Raw genomic sequence first — 23,193 nt, 5'->3', positions numbered from 1 at the left:
CGGTCAGTGGAAGACGACAGTCAGTGCCGTCCGCAGTGACGCACCGGCGACGGCGGTGGCGTATTCGGTGTCCAGCGCGAGTAAGACCACCCGTTCCGCCCCGCGCCGATCGCCCGTCGCGGTAACGAGCACGACCGCGGCATCGGTGGCCAGCGTCCGTGCGGGTGTGCTCGCCCCCGGCCCGCCCGCGTCCTCGACTCCGACGACATCGACTCGATCGCCCGCCCGCAACACATCAGCCACCGCGGCATCGGCCAATCGGATCGGCACGATCCGCGCATCGGCGCTACCCGCGGCCGCGGCGGCGAGCCGTGGCCCGACGACGCGCAGATCGGTGAAGGTTTCCCCGGCGTGCATGGCGCCGGTCAGTGTCGCGCCGAGCAGGGGAGCGGTATCGCTGACCGAACCTGTTGGCAGCGAACGGGACTCGTATCGATCGACACGTAGATCGTCGGCGGTGAGCAGCCGTCCGGGTGCGAGATCGCGGGCCGCGACAACAACCGCGACCCTCGCCCCACCGGGATCGCCACGCACGAACAGCACCACGGCAGCCATGGCGAGAACAGCGGCGGCGATGCGCCGGGCGAGCAGCGCGTCGGCCCAGGCCGGACGGTTACCGAGGGCGAAGCGCCAGGAACTGCCACGGCCCAGATCGGCGAGACTGCGAGTCATGGCGAAAGCGTAGAACCGCCGCACGGCGGAAAAGCCGCCGAAAGCCCCGCCTGTGGATAACTACGGGGCTGTGGACAACTGTGGAAAAATCAGCTGGCGGCGGCCGGAGTGGAGCTGGTGGACGCGCTCGACGACGAATCGCCGTTGCTGCTCGACCCGCTGGTGCTCGACCCGTTGCTGCTGCTCTCGGACGACGTCTTCGCCGGTTCGCTCGCGGTGGACGCGCCGCCACGGCTGTCGGTGCGGTAGAAACCGCTGCCCTTGAACACGATGCCGACCGAGTTGAACAGCTTGCGCAGCTTCCCGGAGCACTGCGGGCATTCCGTCAGTGTGTCGTCGGAGAAGGACTGAACGATGTCGAAGCGGTTGTCACACTCGGTGCACGCATACGAATAAGTTGGCACAGGATCCTCCGCAAGTCTCTCGTCGATCTAGCACTCTACCGCCGACACTGCCAACGCCGCGAATCGCCGTTTCATTCCGGCGAAACGGGGAGGTCGCGGCCCAGCTGTCGCAGTCCGCCACCCGGGGTGAGTACCCAACCCATCCGCCGATCGTGCGGTTCCTCGGGAAGCAGGTCGACCAGTTCATTATCCCGGACAACGGCGATGAGGCGCACGTCAGCGCGGGCCGCACCCAGCGTCCGGTCGTAATATCCGGCGCCACGCCCGAGCCGTACGCCGCGTCGATCCACCGCGAGGGCAGGCACCAGGATCGTGGTGGCTTCGGCCACCACGGCGGGTGGCAGCGTCTCGGTGGCCGGTTCGAGCAGGCCGTAGCGGGCTTTGCGCAGCGAATCCGCGCCCTCGTAGCGCGCCCAGCTCAGCGGACCGGGCTCGCCGGTCACCGGCAGCAACACCGTGGCGCCACGCGCGCGCAACACGTCGAGCATGCGCAGATCGCCGGGTTCGCCGCGGATGGGCACGTAGGCGCACACGACGTCATCGGGCCCGGCCAAGTGGGCCGCCGAGGAAGCGAGCGCGGCCGCGTCGACGGCGTGTTCGGTGGGCTCCACTTCTGCGCGAGTGGCCAGGATCTCGCCGCGCCACGCATATTTGGTGCGCTCACCGGGCATCTCCACAGCGACCACCATAGTCTGCACAGGCGCGCAGCGATCCGAAGTATTCAGCGCACGGCCGGAGTGAAGGCGGAGGTACGCCGCCTAAGCTCTTGCCGACGCCGGATCGTCGCGAGGAGGCGATCGGACGGCACTGAATGGATAGGGTATGCGCATGACAGACAAGACTTCCGGTTTCCGCACTGCGGTGGTACCCGCGGCCGGACTCGGGACGCGGTTTCTGCCTGCCACCAAGACAGTGCCCAAGGAGTTGCTGCCGGTGGTCGACACCCCCGGTATCGAGCTGGTCGCGGCCGAGGCCGCCGAATCCGGCGCCGACCGGCTGGTGATCGTCACCTCACCGGGCAAGGACGGCGTCGTTGCCCACTTCGTCGAGGACCTGGTGCTGGAGAGCACCCTGGCCGAGCGCGGGAAGTTCGCGCTGCTGGAGAAGGTTCGCAAGGCCCCGGCGCTGCTCGACGTGACCTCGGTCGTCCAGGAGGAGCCGCTCGGCCTCGGCCACGCGGTCGCCCAGGCCGAAGCCGTCCTCGACGACGACGAATCGGCCATCGCCGTCCTGCTGCCCGACGATCTGGTGCTGCCCTGTGGCGTACTCGAGACGATGAGCCGGGTCCGCCGGGAACGCGGCGGTTCCGTGCTGTGCGCCATCGACGTGCCGAAATCCCAGGTCAGCGCCTACGGTGTCTTCGACGTCGAGGAATGCGCCGACGGAGCCGAGACCGACGTGTTGCGCGTCAAGGGCATGGTCGAGAAGCCCGATCTCGTCGACGCCCCGTCGACCCTGGCCGCCGCCGGCCGCTATCTGCTCGACCGGGTGATCTTCGACGCACTGCGCCGGATCGAGCCGGGCGCGGGCGGGGAACTGCAGCTCACCGATGCCATCGCCCTGTTGATCGCCGAGGGTCACCCGGTACACGTGGTGGTCCACCGTGGGTCGCGCCACGACTTGGGCAACCCGGGCGGTTATCTTCGAGCTGCTGTGGATTTCGCCCTCGAGCGGGACGAATACGGCCCGCAACTGCGCGAGTGGCTGAATTTCCGGCTCAGTCCGGAGTGGGATCCACAGTCGCCCGTCGCGTAAACGCGGTCAGGTACACCGCCATAGATTCAGGAGCTCGATGCGCTCGGTTGAGGATCAGCTGATCAAGGTCACCGCGGCTGCGGTCGCACCCCGGCCGGTCCGGGTGGCGATTTCCGAAGCCCAGGGTTTGCTGTGCGCGGAAGACGTCGTCACCGAACGGCCGCTGCCCGGCTTCGATCAGGCCGCCATCGACGGATACGCGGTGCGCAGCGTCGACGTCACCGCCGCGGGCACCGATGTGCGCGACGAGGAGGGTGAGCTGATCGACCTCACCCTGCCGGTGGTCGGCGAGGTGGTCGCCGGTTCACGCCAGCCCATCCGATTGCAGCCGCGCCAGACCGTCCGAGTCGATACCGGCGCGCCGCTGCCGACCCTGGCCGACGCGGTGCTGCCGGTGGAGTTCACCGACGGTGGGCGGGCCAGGATCAAGGTTTTCGAGCCGGTTCGCTCGGGCGACTACGTCCGCCGCATCGGTGACGACGTGCAGCCCGGAGACGTGGCCGTCCGGGCGGGCACGATCATCGGCGCGGCCCAGGTGGGCCTGCTCGCCGCGGTCGGCCAGGACAAGGTGCTCGTGCATCCGCGTCCGCGCCTGTCGGTGATCTCCATCGGTGGCGAGCTGATCGACATCGACCGCACGCCCGGTCCCGGCCAGGTCTACGACGTGAACTCCTATGCCCTGGCGGCGGCCGCGCGCGACGCGGGCGCCGATGTGAACCGGGTGGGCATCGTCAGCGCCGATCCACGCCGACTGCGTGACGTGGTCGAAGGACAGCTGGTGCGCTCGGAGGTCGTGGTGATCGCGGGTGCGGTCGGCGGCTGGGCCTCGGATCAGGTGCGCGAGGCGCTCGACGGGCTCGGCGAACTCGAGGTCGACCGGGTGGCGATGCACCCGGGTTCGGTGCAGGGCTTCGGACGGCTCGGGCGCGACGAGGTGCCCACCTTCCTGCTGCCCGCGAATCCGGTGAGCGCCCTTGTGGTGTTCGAGGTGATGGTCCGTCCGTTGATCCGGATCGCGCTCGGTCGCCGTCAGCCGATGCGTCGAATCGTGAGCGCGCGCACCATCACTCCCGTCACCTCGTTGCCGGGTCGCAAGGGTTACCTGCGCGCACAACTGCTGCGCGACGAGACGACGGGCGACTATCTGGTGCAGCCGCTCGGCAACGGCAACGCGGGCTCCTCGCATCTGCTGGTGTCCCTCGCCGAGGCCAACAGCCTGATCGTGGTGGAACCCGACGACACCGATTTCCGCACCGGTGACGAAGTTCAGGTCGCGTTCTTGGCGCAGCGCGGCTGAACAATGGAATCCATGAACGTATTCCGGGCCGGACAGCATCCCGGCTGGCCCGCTCGGCTCGGTCCGGTAATGGTGGCGGGCGGCAAGGTGACCCTGCGACCGGTGCGTTTTCGTGACGCCGCCGCCTGGAGCCGGATCCGGCTGCGCGACCGCGACCACCTCGAGCGCTGGGAACCGACCGGGCGCGGCAGCTGGGAGGCGCGCAATCACGCGTCGAACTGGCCGTCGCTGTGGACGAGTCTGAAAGCCGAGGCCCGGCGCGGGGCGATGATCCCGCTGGTCATCGAGGTCGACGGGCAGTTCAGCGGTCAGTTGACCATCGGCAACGTCGTGCGCGGCGCGCTGCGGTCGGGCTGGATCGGGTACTGGGTGGCCAAGGATCTCGGCGGTCAGGGGGTGGCGACCGCCGCGCTCGCGCTCGGCCTCGACCACTGCTTCGGCCCCGTCGGCCTGCACCGCGTCGAGGCGACGGTGCGGCCGGAAAACCTTGCCAGCCAGGCGGTTCTGCGCAATGTCGGCTTCCGGGAAGAGGGCCTGCTGCGCCGCTACCTCGATGTCGACGGCGCGTGGCGCGATCACCTACTGGTCGGTCTGACTGTCGAAGAGGTTATGGGCACTGTGGTAGATCGCCTGGTCAGGGAGGGTCGAGCGGCGCTGCCGTGAAATTTCTGTTACTCATGTGGCAGGTGTGCACGGCGCGCCTGCCACACGGGCGCGTCTGCCCGAATTAACCTACGGACGTCAGTGGTGCGTCCACAGAGGGACAACACGTAGGTGGGGACGGGAGGTGATGACCGCGATGCCGAATTCGATCCTGTGGATCGGACTGGTGGTGCTGTGGGTCTTCGTCCTGTTCCCGATCCTGGCGGACCGGCATCCCCGGATCCGCCGCACCACCGATGCCGCGCTCGCCACACGCGTGCTGCACCGTGGCGGGGCCGAACGACGGATCCGCATCGGCGCGGCGGGCGGTCACGAGAGTGACCCCGATTACCGACCCCGTGTGCTTCGCAAGCGCTCCCACCGAACTGATTCGGAGGATCGGATGACGAACGAAGAGCCCGTCACCGAAGACGACGACGAGAAGTTGACCCCCACAGCCGAACTCGAGGCAGCCGAAGCCGAGGTGGACCCCGACGTCCTCGGAGAGCCCACCGCGACAGCCGATCCCGATGACGACGACGAGACAGAAGATGCCGCGGCGCAGCCTGTCTCGGCGGAAGTCGACGAGGACCCACCCGCCGCCGCGCGCATCCCACCCGCGCCGCCGGCCCGACTCGACGACCTCGTTGTCGAGGACGCCGAATTCGACGACGATGACGACGACTTCACCCCGTCGCGTCGGGGTCGCGGCGGCTACGACCCCGAGGCCGACGCGATCGCCCGCGCCGCCCGCTACAGCTTCCGTCAGCGCGCGGTCATGGGCCTGATCGTCGGCCTGATCCTGTTCGCCGCGTTCGGACTGCTGCTCAACTCGATGTTCTGGTGGGCGTTCGGGTTGTCGGCGGCGGTGCTCGCGGGCTATCTCGCCTACCTGCGCAAGCAGGTCCACTTGGAGGAGGAGATCCGCCGCAGGCGCGCGGCCCGCCTCACTCGCGGCAAGCGTCAGGAAGCCGCTGAAGCCACTCCGGAGGCGGCCACCACCCGGCGCACCATGGACCGCGACACCGCACGCGCGCTGCGCCGCCGCTCCACCCTGCTCGACACCGACGACGAGGACCCGAGGTTCGAGTTCCTCGAAATCTTCGATCCGGCCACTTCTCGCGCACTCCGCAACCGGGTCGAAGACCTCGGTCAAGCCGTCGGCGAGTAACTGGTGCAACCACGCAAATCAGCAGGTCAGAGTACCGATTCGGTATCGGGGCGCAACCCCTGATACAGTGTCACAGCGCGGTTCGCCAGAGCCGCACGGGGCTATAGCGCAGTTGGTAGCGCGTCTCGTTCGCATCGAGAAGGTCAGGGGTTCGATTCCCCTTAGCTCCACAGTATGCGCAGGTCAGGCCGGGTTCCGAAGACTTCTTCGGAACCCGGCCTGACCTATTTACGCCACTAAGTCACCACTAATTCAATCGACGACTTTCGCGCATCTCATCTCCTTGACAAACCTCAGCGGTGTCACGAGTAAGAGATGGAAGATAGTTGCAGAGCTGGCTCAGATTCCGGAGTATTGGCGCCCGATCAAAGTGAATGAAAATCCAGGTATCTCGCTGCAACAGTGCTGGTCAGAAAGTGTCGTCCCCACACGCGTGGGGGTGAGCCGGCCGAGATTCCCGCGTTCCTACAGTCGCTGTCGTCGTCCCCACACGCGTGGGGGTGAGCCCAGGCGGATGATGGCAAATGACTGATGTTCTGCGTCGTCCCCACACGCGTGGGGGTGAGCCCGGCACGTAGTCGCCATGCACCAACTTGGCGACGTCGTCCCCACACGCGTGGGGGTGAGCCCACTCACTCCCGAGACTCGCAGCGACCGGCGCAGTCGTCCCCACACGCGTGGGGGTGAGCCCAAATATGGCGGATACAGGGGCTTCAACGATCCGTCGTCCCCACACGCGTGGGGGTGAGCCCGGCTCGATGCCGTACCAGAGCTCCAACAGCACGTCGTCCCCACACGCGTGGGGGTGAGCCCCAGTCCTGCACGCCTTGCTTGCTCATGCCCAGGCCGTCCCCACACACGTGGGGGTGAGCCCAGCAGGAATGCGCCCCCCAGCCCGCCCAGCACGTCGTCCCCACACGCGTGGGGGTGAGCCCAGATCCAAGCCGGTGACCAGGTGGGGGTCGCCGGTCGTCCCCACACGCGTGGGGGTGAGCCGGGGCGCGAGTGGGACACTGTCCGCCTCGACTCGTCGTCCCCACATGCGTGGGGGTGAGCCCACAGTGATCCGCGCTGTGCCGTCTATGTCGGTGCCGTCCCCCACACGCGTGGGGGTGAGCCCTTCTGGGAAGACGGGCCTACCGAGGACTGGCCTGTCGTCCCCACATGCGTGGGGGTGATCCCCAGAGCGCCGAAGGCGCGAGGCTGATGTGGGAGTTGTCCTCACACGCGTGGGGTTGAGGCAGGCAAGCCTGCTACAGACTCGACCAGCAGGCCGTCGTCCCTACACGCGTCGGGGTGAGTCGCAGATCTACCCGATCGTCGGCGGCCATAACCAGTCGTCCCTACACGCGTGGGGGTGAGCCGGGCTTCTTCTCGCCTCGTGCCTCGTGCCTCGTGCCTCGTGCCTCGTGCCTCGTGCCTCGTGGCACATGGCACATGGCACATGGCACGTGGCACGTGGCACGTGGTGAAGTGTCTTCTCTATATGCGTGGGGGTGAGCCCGTGGTTTATCCGGTCACGCGCTCGGTGCTGATTCCGTCCCCACACGCGTGGGGGTGAACTCGGCCCGATCGGCGAAGTGACTGGTATCGCGGTGTTGTTGTCCGCGCGCACGGAGTGAGCCGTTGACGAGCGTGGCCGCGCCTGCCAGCGGTTCGGGATCGTCAGCAGATCGCTGACTCCATGCGCATGAGCGAGTCATGTTGACCCCCAACGGGTCTAGTTTCGGAAGGATCGTGCCCGGCGCGCGGTTGAGTCGCGGTGCTGCTCGCACATGATCTGTGGTTGTTGTCAGTGGGGTGGTCTACGGTTGCCGCTTGTCGGATCGGACGAGGGGTGTGGATGGCTGATCGTGGGCTGGTAGATCTTCGGTTGTGGGGCAAGTCCAAAGGCCTGCCGACGGTGTATCCGTTGATGTGCCATTTGCTGGATACCGGTGCGGCAGTGGGGGTTCTGTGGGATCAGTGGCTATCGCGCGGCTTGCGTCGGTTCATTGCTCGCGGGTTGGGTGTAGACGAAGTGCAGGCTCGTGCGCTGGTCGTGTGGTGGGCCGGGCTACACGACATCGGGAAAGCCATGTCTTGCTTCCAATCTCTCGACGCCGGGGCGTATTCGGTTTCTGCACAGGAGTATCCGCCAGGTGCGGGTGACTACCGCAGTCACGAGTACGCCTCTCATGCATGGTTGGTGTCGGCGTTGACCGGGCACGGGTTCGCGCGCCGTCCGGCGAGGATGGTGGCGCAGCTGCTCGGTGGGCACCATGGCTGCTTCTTCGAAGCCGATTCTCGGGTGTGGGCCACGCCGTTGGCTTTTGTCCTGGAGCTGGGTGGCGGGGAGTGGGAACGGCAGCGTCTGTTGATGGTGGACACGGTGCGCCGGTGCGCGGGCTCTCCTGCTCCGGTGGCGGCGATCGATCCGGCTGCGGCGGCGGTGATTTCGGGATTTGTCGTGCTGGCCGACTGGCTGGTGTCTCAGGAAGAGTTCCTGAAACAGCAGTTGGGTGACCTGCCGTCGGACGGGACCCAAGAACAGCTGCACGCCTATTTCGACCGGGTGCAGGCACGAATTCCTGCCTTGCTTGAGGAAGCCGGGCTGGGTCGGTTGTCGCTCCAGCCAGGCGATTTCGAAGCTGAGCACGGTTTCGCACCGAACGCCTTGCAAGCTTCGGTCCAGGAACGGTTGCCAGCGCTGATGAAGTCTGGAGGTGGGTTGCTCGTTGTCGCGGCGCCGACCGGGATCGGGAAGACGGAACTGGCGCTGTCCGCAGCCCGGGCGATGGGCGAAGCCGCCGGGGCATCAGGGTTCGTGTTCGGGCTGCCGACGATGTCGACGGCGAACCACATCTATGACCGGCTGACCGAGTACGGGCAGCGGCGGGTAAGCGGTAGGGCGTCATTGGCGTTGCTGCACTCGATGGCATGGATGCACGACGCTTATGGCCCTGCCGAAATCGGCGATGACGTGGTGACCGGCGAGGGCGTGCTGGGTGATCCGCTGGCGGTAACCGAATGGCTGATCCGCGCGTATCGAGGGTTGTTGGCGCCGTGGGCGACCGGGACGATCGACCAAGCGCTGATGGCCGGAGTGCGGGTCCGGTACAACATGTTCCGGCTGCTGGGGTTGGCGGGCAAGGTATTCGTCGTCGACGAGGTCCACGCCTACGACGCCTACATGCAGCGCCTGTTGTGCGGGCTGTTGACCTGGCTCGGCCGTATCGGTGCACCGGTGGTGTTGCTGTCGGCGACCCTGCCTACCGCGGTCGGGCAGCGGTTGGTGCGCGCCTATCTCGCTGGTGCCGGTCACCGCACCGGTGCAGATCTCGAGGGCTGCCCATATCCGGGCTGGCTATATGCCGACGCGGAAACCGGTGTGGTGTCGCGTGTTTCTGTTCCCACACCAGTGTCGACGCTGTGGTTGCGCCCGCACCGTGTACCGGTGAGGCAAGGCCGGGTGGTCAGGGAACAGGCACTGCGGGAGCTGCTGGACGGGCTGGTCGAGACCCGGTCCGGCTGTGTGGCTGTCATCTGTAACACCGTCGCTGATACGCAGATCACCTACCAGGCACTGCGCCGATGGTTCGAGACGGAGTTCGGCTCGCAAGGGCCGAGGTTGTGGACACTGCACGCGCGGTTTCCCGTCGACCGGCGAGACGAGCTCACCGAGGAGGTCGTCGCCGCGTATGGCAAGAGCGGGGCACGGCCGTGGGGTGTCGTTGTGGCGACTCAGGTGATCGAGCAGTCGATCGACCTCGACTTCGACCTGGTCATCAGTGACCTCGCACCGCTGGCATTGCTGCTGCAACGCGCCGGGCGTGGACAACGCCACCCGCGCCAAGGGCGTCCGGACTGGGCACTAGGGAAGCGGTTGGAGGTGCTTATCCCCACTGGCGCAGAAGGTTTGGCGATTCCGGGTGGGTGGCCGTTCGTGTATCCGATCTCGTTGCTGGAACGCACCGCCACCCTGCTGGCCGCCGACCTCGAAGTCGAGATCCCGTCCCATGTACAAGGATTGATGGAGCAGGTCTACGACGAATCGTTCGCCGACGGCACACCTAGCGCGTCCGACCTCGACCGGATATCCGATGAACGACTCGCTCGTGCGGTGGCCGAGCAGGTCGGGATCCCGGCCCCTGGCGGGTTGGTGGAACTGTCGCCGCTGACCTTCGCCGATCTCGACCCGGAGGTCTACAGCACCCGGCTCGGCGCCGACTCGGGCCGCGTGGTCTGTTGCTACACCGATTCGGTCGGGGCCCAGTGGCTCGATCCAGAGTGCACCGTCGCGTTACCTGTCCCGTTCCACGGTCGCGACCGACTCACCCCGGCACAGGTCAAAGCTGTACTGGCCAAGTCGATCCCGGTCCCGGGCACGTGGACACGCAACCTGGCGGTGACCAACCAGCCACCCGCCGGGTGGTCGAAGCACCCGCTCCTACGCCGCATCGCGCTGCTGACCGCCACCGGACCCGCCGCCGCGATGCAGTTGGGTGCGCGCGAATGCATCCTCGACCAGGACCTCGGCCTGGTCGAGATCCGACACCTGATCCGGTCCTGACCTCCTCCGGCCACCATCGCCGAGCGGTCTCAGCACGAGACCGAGGACCATTTTTCGCCCCATAACCAACCGCATCTCACGAGAGTGGATGACCATTGAACCTTCGTAGTTCGCCGTGGATACCTGTGCGAAAAGAGGGCGCGCTCCAGGCCGAAAGTCTGGAATCGCTGCTGCTGAACGCACACCTGGTGCAAGACCTGAGCGTGGACCTAGCCCCGGCCGCCGCCGGCCTGTGGCGAATCCTGACCGTGATCGCCGCCCGCGTCACTGGGCTGGACAACCGCGACCTCACCGCGCCCGAGTGGTTCGCGCTGCGCGACTCGATCCTGGACGACGGAGCGTTCGGCGACGACGCGGTCAGGAGCTATTTCGGTAAGCACGCTGCCCGGTTCGGCTTGTTCGATCCACTGTGGCCGTGGCTGCAGGACCCGCGGCTGGCGGATCAGTGCGCTCGGGCGACCGGGTTGAACACGGTGGTGTTCGGCCGCCCGGCCGGGAACAACCAGTCGTGGCTGTCGCATCACCGCGACGCCGACCCTCTTCCGATCGACGCGGGCGAGGCCGCATTGCAGTTGATCGCCCAGCTGTATCACGGTGCCCCGGGCCGCTGCACCGCTCGCACCGTCGATGGGCGCAGCGAAGCCAACGCCAAGTCCGCACTGTTGCGGGGTTTGGTGTCCTATCACCCTGTCGGGCGCACCGTGTTCGAGTCGCTGGTGGTCTCGATCCCGTTCTTCGACCCTGACCTCACCGACGACGGCGAGGACTTCGCGTGGTGGGAACTGCCGCAATTGCCTGATCCGCTGGCACCGCCGCAGCCGAGCTCTGGTGTGGGTGGTGTTCTGGCGGGTAGGTTCTGCCACGCGTTGCTGCTGGTCGCCTCTGCGGATGGCGAGCAGGTGGTCGATGGCTATCGGACGTGGGGGTTTCGGCACCCGGTCCCGGTGGTCGAGGACCCGTTCTTGATCTATCAAACCAGTAAAGCCGGTCAACGGTATGCGCGTTTCGCCAACGCCGATCGCGCGTTGTGGCGGGATCTGGATGGACTGCTGCTCGACGATGCCGGCATCGAACACAGCAGTCGCCCGAAGGTTTTCGCTCAGGCGATGCAGTTCGATGATCCAGCAGTGCTCGACCGGTTGCGGGTGCGGGCCTTCGGGTTCGACCAAGACCGCGCCCAGACCAGCGACCGCCAGTGGTACACCGCCTCGACCCCGCCGGTGCTGCGCCGAGTTGGTGACCCGGAAACCGCGGCCGCGCTCAGCCGTAGCCGGATCGCCGCCGAGCTGATCGCGCGCCGGATCGACAGAGCAGTACGCACCGCGTGGATCACGATCAACGACCCCGCCAACGGGGGGTCCGACAGCGCGCCGGTGGAAAGCCGCAAGGCCGGTCCGGTGCGCCGCGAGTCCGATATCGGCCACGGCCCGTGGCTGGCGACTGCGGCCGCCCGGTACTGGCCCACCGCGGAACGCGAGTTCTGGCGCCAGATCCGCGACAACGACTTCGACCAACCGCTGCGCCGATTCCGGACGTTGGGGCTCAACGCGTTCGACGAGACCACCGACAGCGCCGGGCACCGACCCCGTACCCGGCGGGCAATCGAACGTGCCCGCACGCTGCTGTTCGACACCCCCGCCAAGAAATGACCACATCACCTCGAAGACAGGAACTGTGATGGCTGGATACCGGCACGCGCTCGACGGCCGCGCTCGTGCGCTGGTCGAACGTGTCAACCGCATCAACCGCGCCAGCAGCGGCGACCGCGCCGACCTACGACGCAGCCTGCGCCTGACACCCGAGGACCCCCAAACCCGACGATCTCACCGCATCGTCGCCCCCTACCTACCCCAAAATCCCGACCCAGCAACCGAGCGCGCCTTCTACGCGATCGCGGCCATGATCGCCGCCCAACCCCGCGCCGCCCGCGACCAAGACGACCAGGCCGACACCACCGAGGCCGACACCACCGAGGCCGACACCACCGAGGCCGACACCACCGAGGCCGACACCATCAACCTCTCCGAAGGCGGCTCCGATGCGCAGGTCGCCAGCGGCGACCAGCTAGCGGCGGTGCACGGGCCGACCGGTATTGGGGACGACGCAGAGTCTGAGGCGACCGGAACCGGGCGCAGATCGGGCTGGGTCGATGTGCGGCAGGCGTTGGGACTGAGCCTGGGAGCGTCACTGGCCCAGGCGGTCTCAGCCAATCAGCTCAACGCCGACACCACTGCCTCACGGCTGCAACTGCTGTGCAGGCAAGGCATACACGGAGTGCATCGGCAGCTGCCTCGTCTGGTCTTGCAGATCCGCGAGAAAAAGGTCGACATCGCGTGGGAGCGGCTCCTGGTCGACCTGGCCGAATGGGACACCTCCCGCGATCGCGTGACCAAACGCTGGCTCCAGGACTACTACCGCACCCTGCACCACCTCGAACGCAACAACACCGCCACCCCCGAATCCGATAGCGAAGGGACCAACCGTCCGTGACGACCACTGCTGCTGTTCCGCGTTTCCTCGACATCCACCTGCTGCAGACCCTGCCCTACAGCAATCTCAACCGCGACGACCTCGGCTCGCCGAAACAACTGATCTACGGCGGCACCGAACGCACCCGTGTATCGAGCCAGGCGTGGAAACGCGTCACCCGTCACGCGGTGGAGAACACGACCCGAACCCACGCGGTGCGGACCCGACGTGTGGCACCCGAAGTCAGCCGCCGCCTCCAAGCCCGCGGTTGGAGCCAGGAACTGGCAGACACGGCCGGGGTGCAGGTGCTCAAGTCCGCGGTGAAAGACGCCAAGAAGGAAGGCCTGGCCGTCGAAGCCAACGGCAGCAGCTCGGTACTGCTGTACCTGCCGACAGACGCCCTCGACGCGCTCGCTCACCTCGCCGAAACCCACCGTGCGGCAATCGAAGAACAAGCCACAGCGAAGAAGCTGGTGCCGGTGTTGCCGACCGCAGAAGTCGCAAAGATCCTGACCAGCCGCAACGGCAGCATCCACTTGCTGGGCCGGATGCTGGCTGAGCTGCCCGGCGGTGACGTCGATGGCGCGGTCCAGGTCGCGCACGCTTTCACCACCCACGGCACCGAACCCGAGATCGACTTCTTCACCGCCGTCGACGACGTCCCCTCCACCATCCGCGGCAGCGGGCACATGAACAGCGCCGAATTCTCCGCCGGGGTGTTCTACCGCTACGCCAATATCGACCTGCAAGGCCTGCACACCAACCTCGGCGGCGACACCGCCATGGCGCGCGAGCTGGTCGCCGCGTTCCTGGACGCGTTCGCCACCACCGTCCCCACCGGCAAACAGAACTCCACCGCCGCGCAAACCCTGCCCGAACTCGTCCACGTCGCCGTGCGCACCGATCGCCCCGTCTCTCTGGCCGCCGCTTTCGAAGCACCGGTCTCCGCGAATACTGACGGGTGGGCGGTGCCGTCACGCAAACGGCTCTCGGACTACGCGACGCGACTGCAACGGATGTGGACCGGTACCAGCGTGGCCTGGGATGGGTTCACCAGCATCGACGACGAGGACTACACCGGCATCGGTACCCGCATCGACAGCGTCGCCGACTTGCTCGACACTGCGACCGACACTGCCTACCCGAACACGGGCGCGTGAGCGGGCTGCTGTTGCGGTTGGCGGCGCCTTTGCAGAGCTGGGGTGAGCACAGCGCGTTCGCGCGCCGCGACACCCAACCGTTTCCCACCCGCTCCGGACTGATCGGCATGTTCGCCGCCGCCCACGGCATCGAACGCACCGACGACGAGAGTCTGGCCAGGTTGGATCGGTTGCAGTTCACCATCCGCATCGACCGACCCGGAATACAGATCCGCGATTACCACACCGTCGGCGGCGGCAGATCACCCCACCACACCGTGCCCACCGCCGAAGGAAAACGCCGCAGCGCAGGCAAAGGCACCATCGTGACCAACCGCTACTACCTCTCCGACGCCGCGTTCACCGTCGCCGTCGAAGGACCCGACGACACAGTGGCCGAACTCGCTGTCGCGCTGAACAACCCACGATGGCAGCCCTACCTCGGTCGCCGGTCCTGCCCACCCGAACAGCCCCTGCTCATCGGGCACAGCGACACCCCGGTCCAAGACCTACACACCAAGGTCCCGATCCACGCACGGCACCGATCCAGCATCGACGTCGTCACCGACCATCCCACCGAAACCGGCAGCGAAACCGAACTAGCCGATGTCCCGGTCAGTTTCGATCCGCTCCGCCGCCGCTACCTCAGCCGGACCGTCACAGTCACCGCACACAGCGATGTCGCTGAGGAGTTGTGGCATACGCGGTCGATCGATTACCAGCAAGCACTGTTCACCTACATGGGAGTGTCATGACTTTGTGGCTGACCCGGATTCAGCTCAACCTGCGCGACCGCACCGTGCGTCGCGACCTCGCCAACGCCGTCGACCTACACCGCACCATGATGTCGATGATGCCCGACGACCTCGGCAACAACGCCCGTCAACAGACCGGGCTGCTGTACCGGCTCGACGAAACACCCATCGCGACAAAACTACTCATCCAAAGCCAGCACGCACCGAACTTGACCGCACTCCCCACCGGATACGGCGAGGCAGCGACCCGATCCCTGGATCAACTCCTCGACAACCTCACAGCCGGAACGCAGGTGCGGTACCGGCTGGTCGGCAACCCCACCAAACGCACACCCCGCGGCCACGAACGCCCCGGCAAGATCCTGGCATTGCACGGGCCCGATGCCGATCAGTGGTGGGTTCAACGTGCCTACAACTCCGGTCTCGCGGTGAACACTCTGTCAGCGACCGCGCTGGCAGACATCCGTGGGCGAAAAGACCGTGCCACCAGCACGATCCGCCATGCCGCAACTCGCTTCGACGGCACCGCGACGGTTGCCGATGTTCCCCAGCTTCGGGACGCGATTATCCGTGGCATCGGGCGCGGAAAATCGTACGGCTGTGGGCTATTGAGTCTTGTTGCCACTGGCTGACCACCGGCGGTTGCCAACAACGGAAGGATGAAAGTGAATGAGATTCGACCGGTACTGCTCTAAACCTGCTGGTCGAGAAGTGTCGTCCCCACATGCGTGGGGGTGAGCCCGCCGTCTCACCCTCGTTGCCGTCTGGCTGATAGTCGTCCCCACAGGCGTGGGGGTGAGCCCCGAACGGCCGCCTCACCTACGGGTACGGCTTTGTCGTCCCCACAGCCGTGGGGGTGAGCCGACCTACAACTTGGTCCCCGACGAAGGCATGAGGTCGTCCCCACAGGCGTGGGGGTGAGCCCATCGAGAAGTAGCCGCCAGCCCACAGCATCCAGTCGTCCCCACAGGCGTGGGGGTGAGCCGTCGATGAAGATCATCAGCGGTCGCGTCGCGTCGTCGTCCCCACACGCGTGGGGTGAGCCCCAAACTCCCGTGTCCTGCCATTAGACGACAAGGTCGTCCCCACTCGCCTGGGGGTGAGCCCCACTGATGCTGTCGAACAATCGGCTTGGGCGGTTCGTCCCCACATGCGTGGGGGTGAGCCCGGCGGGCACGGCACCCTGTAGCACGGTCTCGTGTCGTCCCCCACACGCGTGGGGGTGGGCCCCGAGCGACCCGGATATCCCATGCGGAATGAACGTCGTCCCCACACGCGTGGGGGGTGAGCCCGCGGGCCTGTATGGCCTGGCGGGCCGGTGATGTTGTCCCCACAGGTACGCGCGTGAGCCCAGGACTGACTGGTCGAAGTCGCGTTCACTCCGTCGTACTTGCAGACAAGGGGGAGTCTTACAATCGCAGGGCATTGGCGACACCAAGCCGTCGTCCCCAGGTTGTGTGGCCGACACGTTTGCTCTACCTGCTCTCGATGAGTGACCGGCCGGTCGTAGCCGTACTCGGTCACTCATCGAGAGCAGCCCGCCTAGTCGCCGATGGCCCGGTCGAGGATGGCGGCGGCTACCCGATGCGGGCGACCTCGTGCCATGTAGTGCTTCTGGGTCATCGAGGGATCAGTGTGGCCGAGGACATCGGCGGTCACACGGGCCGAGAGTCCGGCGTCATCGAGGATCGTTGCTACGGCGTGGCGGAAGCTGTGCGGGGTGATGTCCTCGTCGAATCCGAGGGCTTCCCGGACACGTTGCCACGCATGGCCGACGTTCTGCGGGTCGCGCAATGTCCATACCGCCGACGGGAACACCAGATCCAGATCCTCGGACCCAGACTCCGGCGGTGAGGCCAGGCGCCGCGCAGCCATCGCGGCCTTGCGACGCTTGAGCATCACCACGGCGAAATCTGGCAACGCCATGGTGCCGGTGTGGTTCTTCGGATCGTTGTCGTCGGTGACACGGACCAGTCCGACGCCCGCGAGACGGATTACCTTGCCGGTGGGGCGAAGTGTGCACTCGTCGAAATCGATGTCAGACCACACCAGTCCGAGCATCTGGGAGCGACGTAGGCCGGTCGCGGCGTAGAGGGTGATCACGTCGGCGATGTCGGCGCCCTCGCAGTACGCAGCTACCGTCGGTGGGGTGTATGCCTTGACCGGTTTGCCCCGCTCACGTTCGGCCTTGGCCAGTTTGCGCGGGCACGGGGTGGTGGAGACTCGCACCGAGGACAGGATGAAGCGCAACTGGTCGACGGTCAGATCGCCTGCGCCGCCGGTGCGTCCCTTGGCTTCGACGTTCTCGGCCATCTTGGCCTCTCGAACCGGGTTGACCTCGAGGGGAGTTCGGCTGCACGCGAACCGGAACATTCCCGAGAGCACGTTGCGGGCGGTTCGCATGTTCGACGGTCCTCGGGCGTGGCCGACCTCTTGGAGGAAGGCTTCTACGGTTGAGGTCGTGACTTCGAACAGCCTTCGACCGCCGAAGGCGGTGTCGAAGGTCTTGGCGGCCTCGTCGTAGCGGTCGATGGTCGAGCCGGCGCGGTTGAGGGAGATGAGGTGATCGCGATAGTGCTTCCACAGCTCCCGCACGGTGATCGAATCCGACAGTGCGTCATCGAGATCGACACGGATGTCGGCAGCTGCACTGAGAACGGCGTCGAGGGCACGTTGGCCGGTGCGGTCGGGAAGCGCGCGGCCTTGGGTGTTGAGTTTGATCGGGGAGAAGCGGGTGACGTCTCGGCGCCGACCGGAGCTGTCGCGCACATAGATGCGTGCTTTCCAGTGTCCGGGGGCGATCTCGGTGAGCATCGGTTTGCCGGGAACCCCGAGAGGCCGTGGCGGTCTACCCCGTCTCATCGTCGTGCTCCTGTGGTTTGTCGTCGGGGTTCGTCAGGGCTGTTTCGAGTGCGTCGATGTCCCAACGGAATTCCTTTCCGACTCGGATGGGCTTGGGTAGCCATGTGTGCTTGCCTGGTTGGCGGGCCCACCGGCGCAGCACTTCGGGATGGATGCCGATGTGGGCGGCCGCAGACCTGGTGTTGACCCACCGGCGAAGCGATGGTGGAGGCGGGGTCGAGGCTTCATCGCTCACCGACGTGCCTCCAGTCGCGGTCGACGTGGATCACGGATTCGCAGTGCTGTACGCGCCGCGTCTGAGGAGGGCGGCAATCGCCGAGAGAATCGCGACTATTCGTGCGGTGTCGGCGGAGGCCACCACGCACAGAATTGTCACCAGGTGGCGGGGCAGCGCTCAAGACACGGCAACTGTCAGAGCCGGTGCGGCACCGGAAATGCCACAGCAGATGAGCGAAGAAAGCTCGCGACGGCAGCGCCGAAGAATCCTCGCGCCTCGGGAGCGGGATGGCAGTCGTATGAAATTGCATCGGGCACCTTTCGGCCCGATCAGTGGCTCTTCCCGTATACAGGAAAACACAAATTCAGCGATGTTCGCCACCACTTTTCTGCTGGCACCGAGAAATTGGTGACAATTCATTCACAGGGCGACAAGCTATCGCCCTGTGAATGATCACAAAGCTCCGACCGGCGCGAGCAGATCTGTTGCCGCTGCGTCGGACGGATGTCGTTGGTGGCTAGTCGATTTCGGGGCCGGAGTATTCCTCCGGTGTGGCCGTGAGGAGCTGGACGTGGTGAGCGAGTATGCCGTCGGTCAGCGCCAGCTGGTAGGAGACCGGTCTGTGGTTGGCGTCGTAGGCGTGCAACGGGCACTGCGAGTCACGCCCACGGGTGACGTTCACGCTGGCTGCCCATAGTCGCCGAGCATCGCTGATCGGCGCCAAGGCGGAAACGAGCTCTCTTGCCTGCGCTGAACTCCGGTGCCTGCCCAGGGCTGATTTCAGCATCGCGACCGTCAACGAACCCTCCCCTTCGGGGTCGACGATCACGGCTTTGCTGTGATCGCTGAACATCCATATCGACGTTGAGCCGATGTCTTGGATGCCGGGAAAGGCTGTGGTGAGCAAGGCGTTGTGCGCCAACAGGTTCCCAAAGGGATCGACGAAGGCTGCTGGGATGGCGCGGGCTTGGAGCCGCTCGAGGTTGAGCCTCAGGGACTTCTCGGCCCGGACATAGCTGCGCAAAGCGTCGGGTGGTGCGAGCATGATCGCTGGCCCTGCGAGCTCACGCAGGTGGGAGGCCATCGCCTTGTCCAGGCGCCATCCGCTGATGATCCCTTCGAGAGTGTCAGGGGGCGGCTTGGACTCTCCGCGCTCGAAACGTCCCAGATGGACGGCGCTGAAGTTGACCGCTGCGGCGGCTTGGTTCTGGGTGAGTCCGAGATCGTCTCGAATCCACGCGATGGTGGTGCCGAGGTCTGGGATCGAGACCTGTGGTCGCTTGGGGGCACGTCGGCGTTGGCGTCCCTTGTGGGGCCGTGCAATTCGTTCGTTCAATTGTCTCCCCCCCGGGAGTTTGTGGTGGACGTCACAGATTGCGTGGTTTGAACGCAATATTGCGATTTCGTGACGAGATCCGTTCTACCAGAGGTCTATTCATGCGGCAAGTTAGCCAGCCCTGTCCGCGCCGCGTACGGGCGTGTTCATTGATAGGGCACGGGCGCGCGTATCCGGTGATATTCGGGTCACGTCGGGACGGGTCTCTCGCTGGGCGGTAAAAAACATTCTTTGATAGGTCAACGCAAGTTTGCTGCGCAGACCGTATTTCCTTAACTGATCATTTTTTGATGTATCAAAACTTGATCAGTTAAGGCACTAGCGGCCCATGGACTTTCGTGGCTTGGATGGAGGACGCAAGCCAATCTTTGCATTCGAGAAAGGAAATCCCGTGGATCCCATTGTGATCGTCAGCTACATCAACGCCGGGCTGGCGCTGCTGTCCAACGGCCTGGCACTGGCCGGCAACGTGCTGAACCTGGCCCTGCATCTGCTCTGACGCCCTGTAGGGGCACCGTCCGGTCGGGCGGCAGCCCGTCCGACCGGGCACCCGGGGCCCTCGGCCCGAAATCTTCTGCCGCGCAACGCTCGCGGATCCCGTTCATTTCCACCCTTCATCGAGAAAGGGTCTCCCCGTCATGCCCGTAAATGGCTCGACCACCCACAAAAGCGCTACGCGCCGTCACTCTGGAATCGGTTTGGCTCGCCGTAGCAGCACCCTGCTGCTGGCAGCCGCCATCCCTGTCGCGATCGCGGTATCTACCACGGCCACCGCCCACGCAAGCTCACCAGTCTCCACCGTGGCCGACCAAGGAGGGGTCACCAGCCCAGCGCAACCCGGCACCGAAATACCTACTCCACCACCGCCTCCCGAGCCGGTTCCCGAACCGGACCCAGAGCCGACTCCGCCGGTGTACTACGAACAACCCCAGCAAGTGCGCACCGCACCGACCCGCCCTGCCCCCGAGGTGGACGAACCGGTAGAGCCGGTACGAATCGAAGAACTCCACCTTCCTGTTCCGGTGGAGCCGGTCGCGCCGATTACCCCGCCGGAGAACACGATCCGGATAGGGGAGTGGCAGACACCGAGCCCCGACTGGGTTCCGGTGGAAGTGCGCGACACCATCAACAACACCGCAGCAGGCGCCGAAGCGCAGATTGCAACCGCCCTTGACTCCGTCGGTATCCCAGCTGGGCGCTCCGATCGCGTCAGCGGCGCCGTCCTGGCAGGCACGGGACTGGGCGGCGCGGCCGGTGCGACCGTGCTCGGCGCACCCGCGGCGGCGGTCGGCGCGACGGTGGGCGGGCTGATCGGCGGCACCGTCGGCGGGATCGCCGGTGCCGCACTAGGAATCGTGATCCCTGTCCCCATCATCGGACAAGCCACCAGCGGAGTCGCGGGCACCGCCCTCGGTGCTGCGGCCGGAGCCGCGGCAGGTGCGGCGATCCTCGGCGTACCCGCCGGTGCTGTCGGCGCGGCGGTCGGCGGGACGATCGGCGCCGGGTTCGGCGCGGGCGTCGGTGTCGGTCAATGACCACGAGCGCCGCAGGTCATGTCGCCGCTGTCGTCGCCGCGATGGTGGGGGCGGCGGTACTCACCGCCTCCTCACCTGCGGCCCCTGCGGTCGCGGTGCCGATCAATGGGTGCCCGGCCTTGTTCATCCTCGGTGTCCAGGGCACCGGCCAGTCGTCGCCGACCGCGGATCCGCTCGCTGACACCGGTGTCGTCGGATCGCTGATCGGGCCCGTCGCCAATGCGGTGCCAGCCCTCGTGCAGCGGGCTTATATCGGCTACGACGCCGGATTCGGTGGCATCGTCCCCGGTGGCGGCTCTGACCCGTATGTGTCCTCGGTGTCGGGCGCGCGGGCCAATCTCGACTCCGCTGCACGCCACGTCGCGCAGGTGTGCCCGGACACGATGCTCGCCGGGATCGGCTACAGCCAGGGCGCCCAAGCGATGGCGAGCTTCGCACGTGATGTCGGCGCCGGAAACGGGCCCGTTGCGGCGGAGCGTGTCGCGGGGATCGCGTTGTATGCCAACCCCGATCGCGGCGAGCTCGAACCGGTCTTTCCTGGGAGGCCGGGCCAGATCGTGCCCGACCCCGCACCCGGCACGTCGGGGACGGCGGTTTCGACCGTGCAGGTCCTCGCGGCCCCCGCGGGGGGTGCGGGCATCGCCACCACCGACGACGGATACGGAGCACTGGTCGGGAGGGTCGCCGATATTTGCAGCGACGGCGACCTCGCCTGCTCCGCTCCAGGTCAGGCCGCGGTCCTGCGTTTGGGCGCGCAGGTCTTCGCCCAAGCGGACCTGACCAACCCCCTCGCAGCGCTGAACACGCTCGGTGCTGCGCTCTCCGAGGCGCTCGGTGAGGCCTGGAACACCGTGATCCTCAAGGACTTCCAGGTCGGCGCGGGCAGTATCGACTATGCGCCACAGGCGGATTTGGGGCAGCGGCTAGTCGATGCTGGTGACCCCCGCACGTCGGTCACGGATCCCGGTGCGGCAGCTTCGCGATGGAATGAGATCACCGCGACGGTCATGGCGAATCCGCTAGTGCTGTTGCCGAGATTGCTCGCCCAGCTCGGTGGCGCGTGGGGCCAGCTCGCGGCCGAGAACGCCGAGCTGGTCAACCCCGCGACGTGGCTGCGGTTCGCCGACACGGTCGGGCGCCACAACGGCTATGCCTTGACCGGGCAGTTGAACTCGGGCATCGCCTGGATGATCGCCCTCGCCCACGACATCGCGGGATCCCGCTCATGACCAGCACCGGGGCGGACGAGTTCCGCGCGAACACCACGATCGGGTTCGACACCTCAGGGGAGATCCTGCGCACCCGCGAGGTCATGGTGCCCCACATCGCCGGTCTCCGGCGCGCCTGGCAGGTGATCTACACGACCAAAACCACCTTCGGTATCCCCGTGGCCGCCTCGGGCATCGTGCTGGAACCGGTCGCGGCGACCGGTGGCGCGATCGTGGACACCCCGGTGGTGGTGTACTGCCCCACCTTTCACGGTCTGGGTGGTCGATGCGCTCCCTCTGAGCTGCTGGTCGACGGGAACGAACCCGACACGAGCAGTATCGCCGCCGCGCTTGTGCAGGGATGGACGGTCGCGTTGCCCGATGGCGTCGGGCTGGGCATCGACGGTGCTGGTCCACACCATTTCCTGGCCAAGAAGGCAGGCGCCCGGGCGGTGCTGGATCTGGCTCGCGCGGTCGTGTCCCAGCCTGCCGAGGGGAGGATCGAGGCACCGGTAGCGGTGTGGGGCTACGCAGACGGCGGCCGTGTCGCCGCCGCTGCCGCCGAATACCAGCCCGCCTACGCTCCCGAGCTCGATCTGCGGGCCGTCGCGGCGGGTGCGGTGATCCGCGATCCCGGCGCGTTGATCAACAACCTCGATGGTGGGCCGTGGTCGGGGTTTGCCTTCGCGGGCATGGTCGGCTTGGCGCGGGCCTACTCGCACCTTCCGGTCGATCACCTACTCACCGACGCCGGCATGCGTGCAGTCCAGAGGGCCTCCGAGGCTGACCTGGCCACTTTGCTGGTGGAGTTCTTGCCTCCGCTGGCGGCATGGTGTGAGCGCCCCGACCCCTGGAACGACCCGGTCTGGAACTACATCCTCACCCGCGAAAATCTCGGTAGGAAGACACCGTTGGTGCCGGTGCATCTTTACCACGGGCTGCTCGACGGGCTGGTGCCGATCGAGTCCGGACGCGAACTGTTCGCCGAATACACCTCCCGCGACGTCGCGGTGTCCTGGTCGGAATTCGACGTAACCCACCTCGGCGCAGCCGACCTCGGAGTCCCCGACGTGTTGACCACCTTCAGGGCGGGATTCGCCCGACCACCACGCCATCAAGGCCCCAACCCGACCAACTGACGCGCCTGCCCGCGCCACCCCCTCCGGCGCGGGCAGGCCG

Annotated in this window: 18 protein-coding genes, 1 tRNA gene and 2 CRISPR repeat arrays; of the genes, 14 read left to right on the top strand and 5 right to left on the bottom strand. The window is 66.6% G+C overall.

Annotated features, from left to right (window positions below):
• Positions 1 to 3 precede the first annotated feature (3 nt).
• The 3 genes from QX204_RS28385 to QX204_RS28375 form a co-directional block, all read right to left on the bottom strand.
• On the bottom strand, positions 4 to 672 hold the full coding sequence (locus tag QX204_RS28385) for an SAF domain-containing protein (protein ID WP_301903580.1): 669 nt from the start codon (positions 670 to 672) through the stop codon (positions 4 to 6).
• 89 nt (positions 673 to 761) lie between these two features.
• Entirely contained in the window at positions 762 to 1,076 is a 315-nt protein-coding gene (locus QX204_RS28380) for an FmdB family zinc ribbon protein (RefSeq protein WP_301903579.1), read from the bottom strand.
• Between the two features lie 71 nt (positions 1,077 to 1,147).
• A complete protein-coding gene (locus tag QX204_RS28375) occupies positions 1,148 to 1,747 on the bottom strand; it encodes a 5-formyltetrahydrofolate cyclo-ligase (RefSeq protein ID WP_301908134.1) in 600 nt (199 codons plus the stop codon).
• Between the two features lie 157 nt (positions 1,748 to 1,904).
• Here QX204_RS28375 and QX204_RS28370 point away from each other — a divergent pair, with 157 nt between their 5' ends.
• The 11 genes from QX204_RS28370 (at position 1,905) to cas6e (ending at position 15,488) form a co-directional block, all read left to right on the top strand.
• Complete coding sequence (locus tag QX204_RS28370; RefSeq protein ID WP_301903578.1) at positions 1,905 to 2,831, top strand: UTP--glucose-1-phosphate uridylyltransferase; 927 nt, start codon at positions 1,905 to 1,907, stop codon at positions 2,829 to 2,831.
• Between the two features lie 37 nt (positions 2,832 to 2,868).
• Complete coding sequence (glp, locus tag QX204_RS28365) at positions 2,869 to 4,128, top strand: molybdotransferase-like divisome protein Glp (RefSeq protein ID WP_301903577.1); 1,260 nt, start codon at positions 2,869 to 2,871, stop codon at positions 4,126 to 4,128.
• Between the two features lie 12 nt (positions 4,129 to 4,140).
• On the top strand, positions 4,141 to 4,791 hold the full coding sequence (locus QX204_RS28360; protein WP_056816118.1) for a GNAT family N-acetyltransferase: 651 nt from the start codon (positions 4,141 to 4,143) through the stop codon (positions 4,789 to 4,791).
• A 136-nt stretch (positions 4,792 to 4,927) separates the two neighbouring features.
• Positions 4,928 to 5,941: a divisome protein SepX/GlpR gene (gene glpR / locus QX204_RS28355; RefSeq protein ID WP_301903576.1), complete on the top strand. Its 1,014-nt coding sequence runs from the start codon at positions 4,928 to 4,930 to the stop codon at positions 5,939 to 5,941.
• Positions 5,942 to 6,038: 97 nt separating this feature from the next.
• Positions 6,039 to 6,111: transfer RNA gene (locus tag QX204_RS28350), tRNA-Ala, on the top strand.
• 248 nt (positions 6,112 to 6,359) lie between these two features.
• Positions 6,360 to 7,305: a CRISPR direct-repeat array (repeat unit 28 nt; unit sequence GTCGTCCCCACACGCGTGGGGGTGAGCC).
• A gap of 479 nt (positions 7,306 to 7,784) precedes the next feature.
• Positions 7,785 to 10,493 (top strand): CRISPR-associated helicase Cas3', encoded by a 2,709-nt coding sequence (gene cas3, locus QX204_RS28345; RefSeq protein ID WP_301903575.1) that lies wholly within the window; start codon positions 7,785 to 7,787, stop codon positions 10,491 to 10,493.
• A gap of 125 nt (positions 10,494 to 10,618) precedes the next feature.
• The gene (gene casA / locus QX204_RS28340) at positions 10,619 to 12,142 is read left to right on the top strand and encodes a type I-E CRISPR-associated protein Cse1/CasA (RefSeq protein ID WP_301903574.1); all 1,524 of its coding nucleotides are present in this window, start codon (positions 10,619 to 10,621) and stop codon (positions 12,140 to 12,142) included.
• 28 nt (positions 12,143 to 12,170) lie between these two features.
• Positions 12,171 to 12,983, top strand: a complete 813-nt coding sequence (casB, locus tag QX204_RS28335; protein ID WP_301903573.1) for a type I-E CRISPR-associated protein Cse2/CasB — start codon at positions 12,171 to 12,173, stop codon at positions 12,981 to 12,983.
• Complete coding sequence (gene cas7e / locus QX204_RS28330; RefSeq protein ID WP_301903572.1) at positions 12,980 to 14,122, top strand: type I-E CRISPR-associated protein Cas7/Cse4/CasC; 1,143 nt, start codon at positions 12,980 to 12,982, stop codon at positions 14,120 to 14,122. Before casB ends, cas7e begins: the two co-directional genes overlap by 4 nt.
• The gene (gene cas5e, locus QX204_RS28325; RefSeq protein ID WP_301903571.1) at positions 14,119 to 14,856 is read left to right on the top strand and encodes a type I-E CRISPR-associated protein Cas5/CasD; all 738 of its coding nucleotides are present in this window, start codon (positions 14,119 to 14,121) and stop codon (positions 14,854 to 14,856) included. The genes cas7e and cas5e overlap by 4 nt, the downstream gene beginning before the upstream one ends.
• Positions 14,853 to 15,488 carry a type I-E CRISPR-associated protein Cas6/Cse3/CasE gene (gene cas6e, locus QX204_RS28320; protein ID WP_301903570.1) on the top strand — a complete coding sequence of 212 codons (636 nt, stop codon included), beginning with the start codon at positions 14,853 to 14,855 and terminating at the stop codon, positions 15,486 to 15,488. The genes cas5e and cas6e overlap by 4 nt, the downstream gene beginning before the upstream one ends.
• 81 nt (positions 15,489 to 15,569) lie before the next feature.
• Positions 15,570 to 16,207: a CRISPR direct-repeat array (repeat unit 28 nt; unit sequence GTCGTCCCCACAGGCGTGGGGGTGAGCC).
• 191 nt (positions 16,208 to 16,398) lie between these two features.
• On the opposite strand, the gene QX204_RS28315 is transcribed toward cas6e, so the two are convergent.
• A complete protein-coding gene (locus QX204_RS28315; protein ID WP_301903569.1) occupies positions 16,399 to 17,718 on the bottom strand; it encodes a tyrosine-type recombinase/integrase in 1,320 nt (439 codons plus the stop codon).
• A 734-nt stretch (positions 17,719 to 18,452) separates the two neighbouring features.
• Positions 18,453 to 19,271, bottom strand: coding sequence for a helix-turn-helix domain-containing protein (locus tag QX204_RS28310; RefSeq protein ID WP_301903568.1), 819 nt, complete (start codon positions 19,269 to 19,271; stop codon positions 18,453 to 18,455).
• Between the two features lie 935 nt (positions 19,272 to 20,206).
• Here QX204_RS28310 and QX204_RS28305 point away from each other — a divergent pair.
• From QX204_RS28305 to QX204_RS28295, 3 genes are read left to right on the top strand one after another with little or no spacing between them, the layout of a single operon-like run.
• Positions 20,207 to 20,806: a hypothetical protein gene (locus QX204_RS28305; protein ID WP_301903567.1), complete on the top strand. Its 600-nt coding sequence runs from the start codon at positions 20,207 to 20,209 to the stop codon at positions 20,804 to 20,806.
• On the top strand, positions 20,803 to 22,035 hold the full coding sequence (locus QX204_RS28300; RefSeq protein WP_301903566.1) for a cutinase family protein: 1,233 nt from the start codon (positions 20,803 to 20,805) through the stop codon (positions 22,033 to 22,035). Before QX204_RS28305 ends, QX204_RS28300 begins: the two co-directional genes overlap by 4 nt.
• A complete protein-coding gene (locus tag QX204_RS28295; protein ID WP_301903565.1) occupies positions 22,032 to 23,153 on the top strand; it encodes a lipase family protein in 1,122 nt (373 codons plus the stop codon). Before QX204_RS28300 ends, QX204_RS28295 begins: the two co-directional genes overlap by 4 nt.
• Positions 23,154 to 23,193 lie beyond the last annotated feature (40 nt).

This window comes from Nocardia sp. PE-7, from assembly GCF_030486425.1.
Lineage (GTDB): Bacteria > Actinomycetota > Actinomycetes > Mycobacteriales > Mycobacteriaceae > Nocardia > Nocardia salmonicida_A.
The sequence above is the reverse complement of the archived record's forward strand: the minus strand, read 5'-3'. Positions and strand labels throughout refer to the sequence as shown.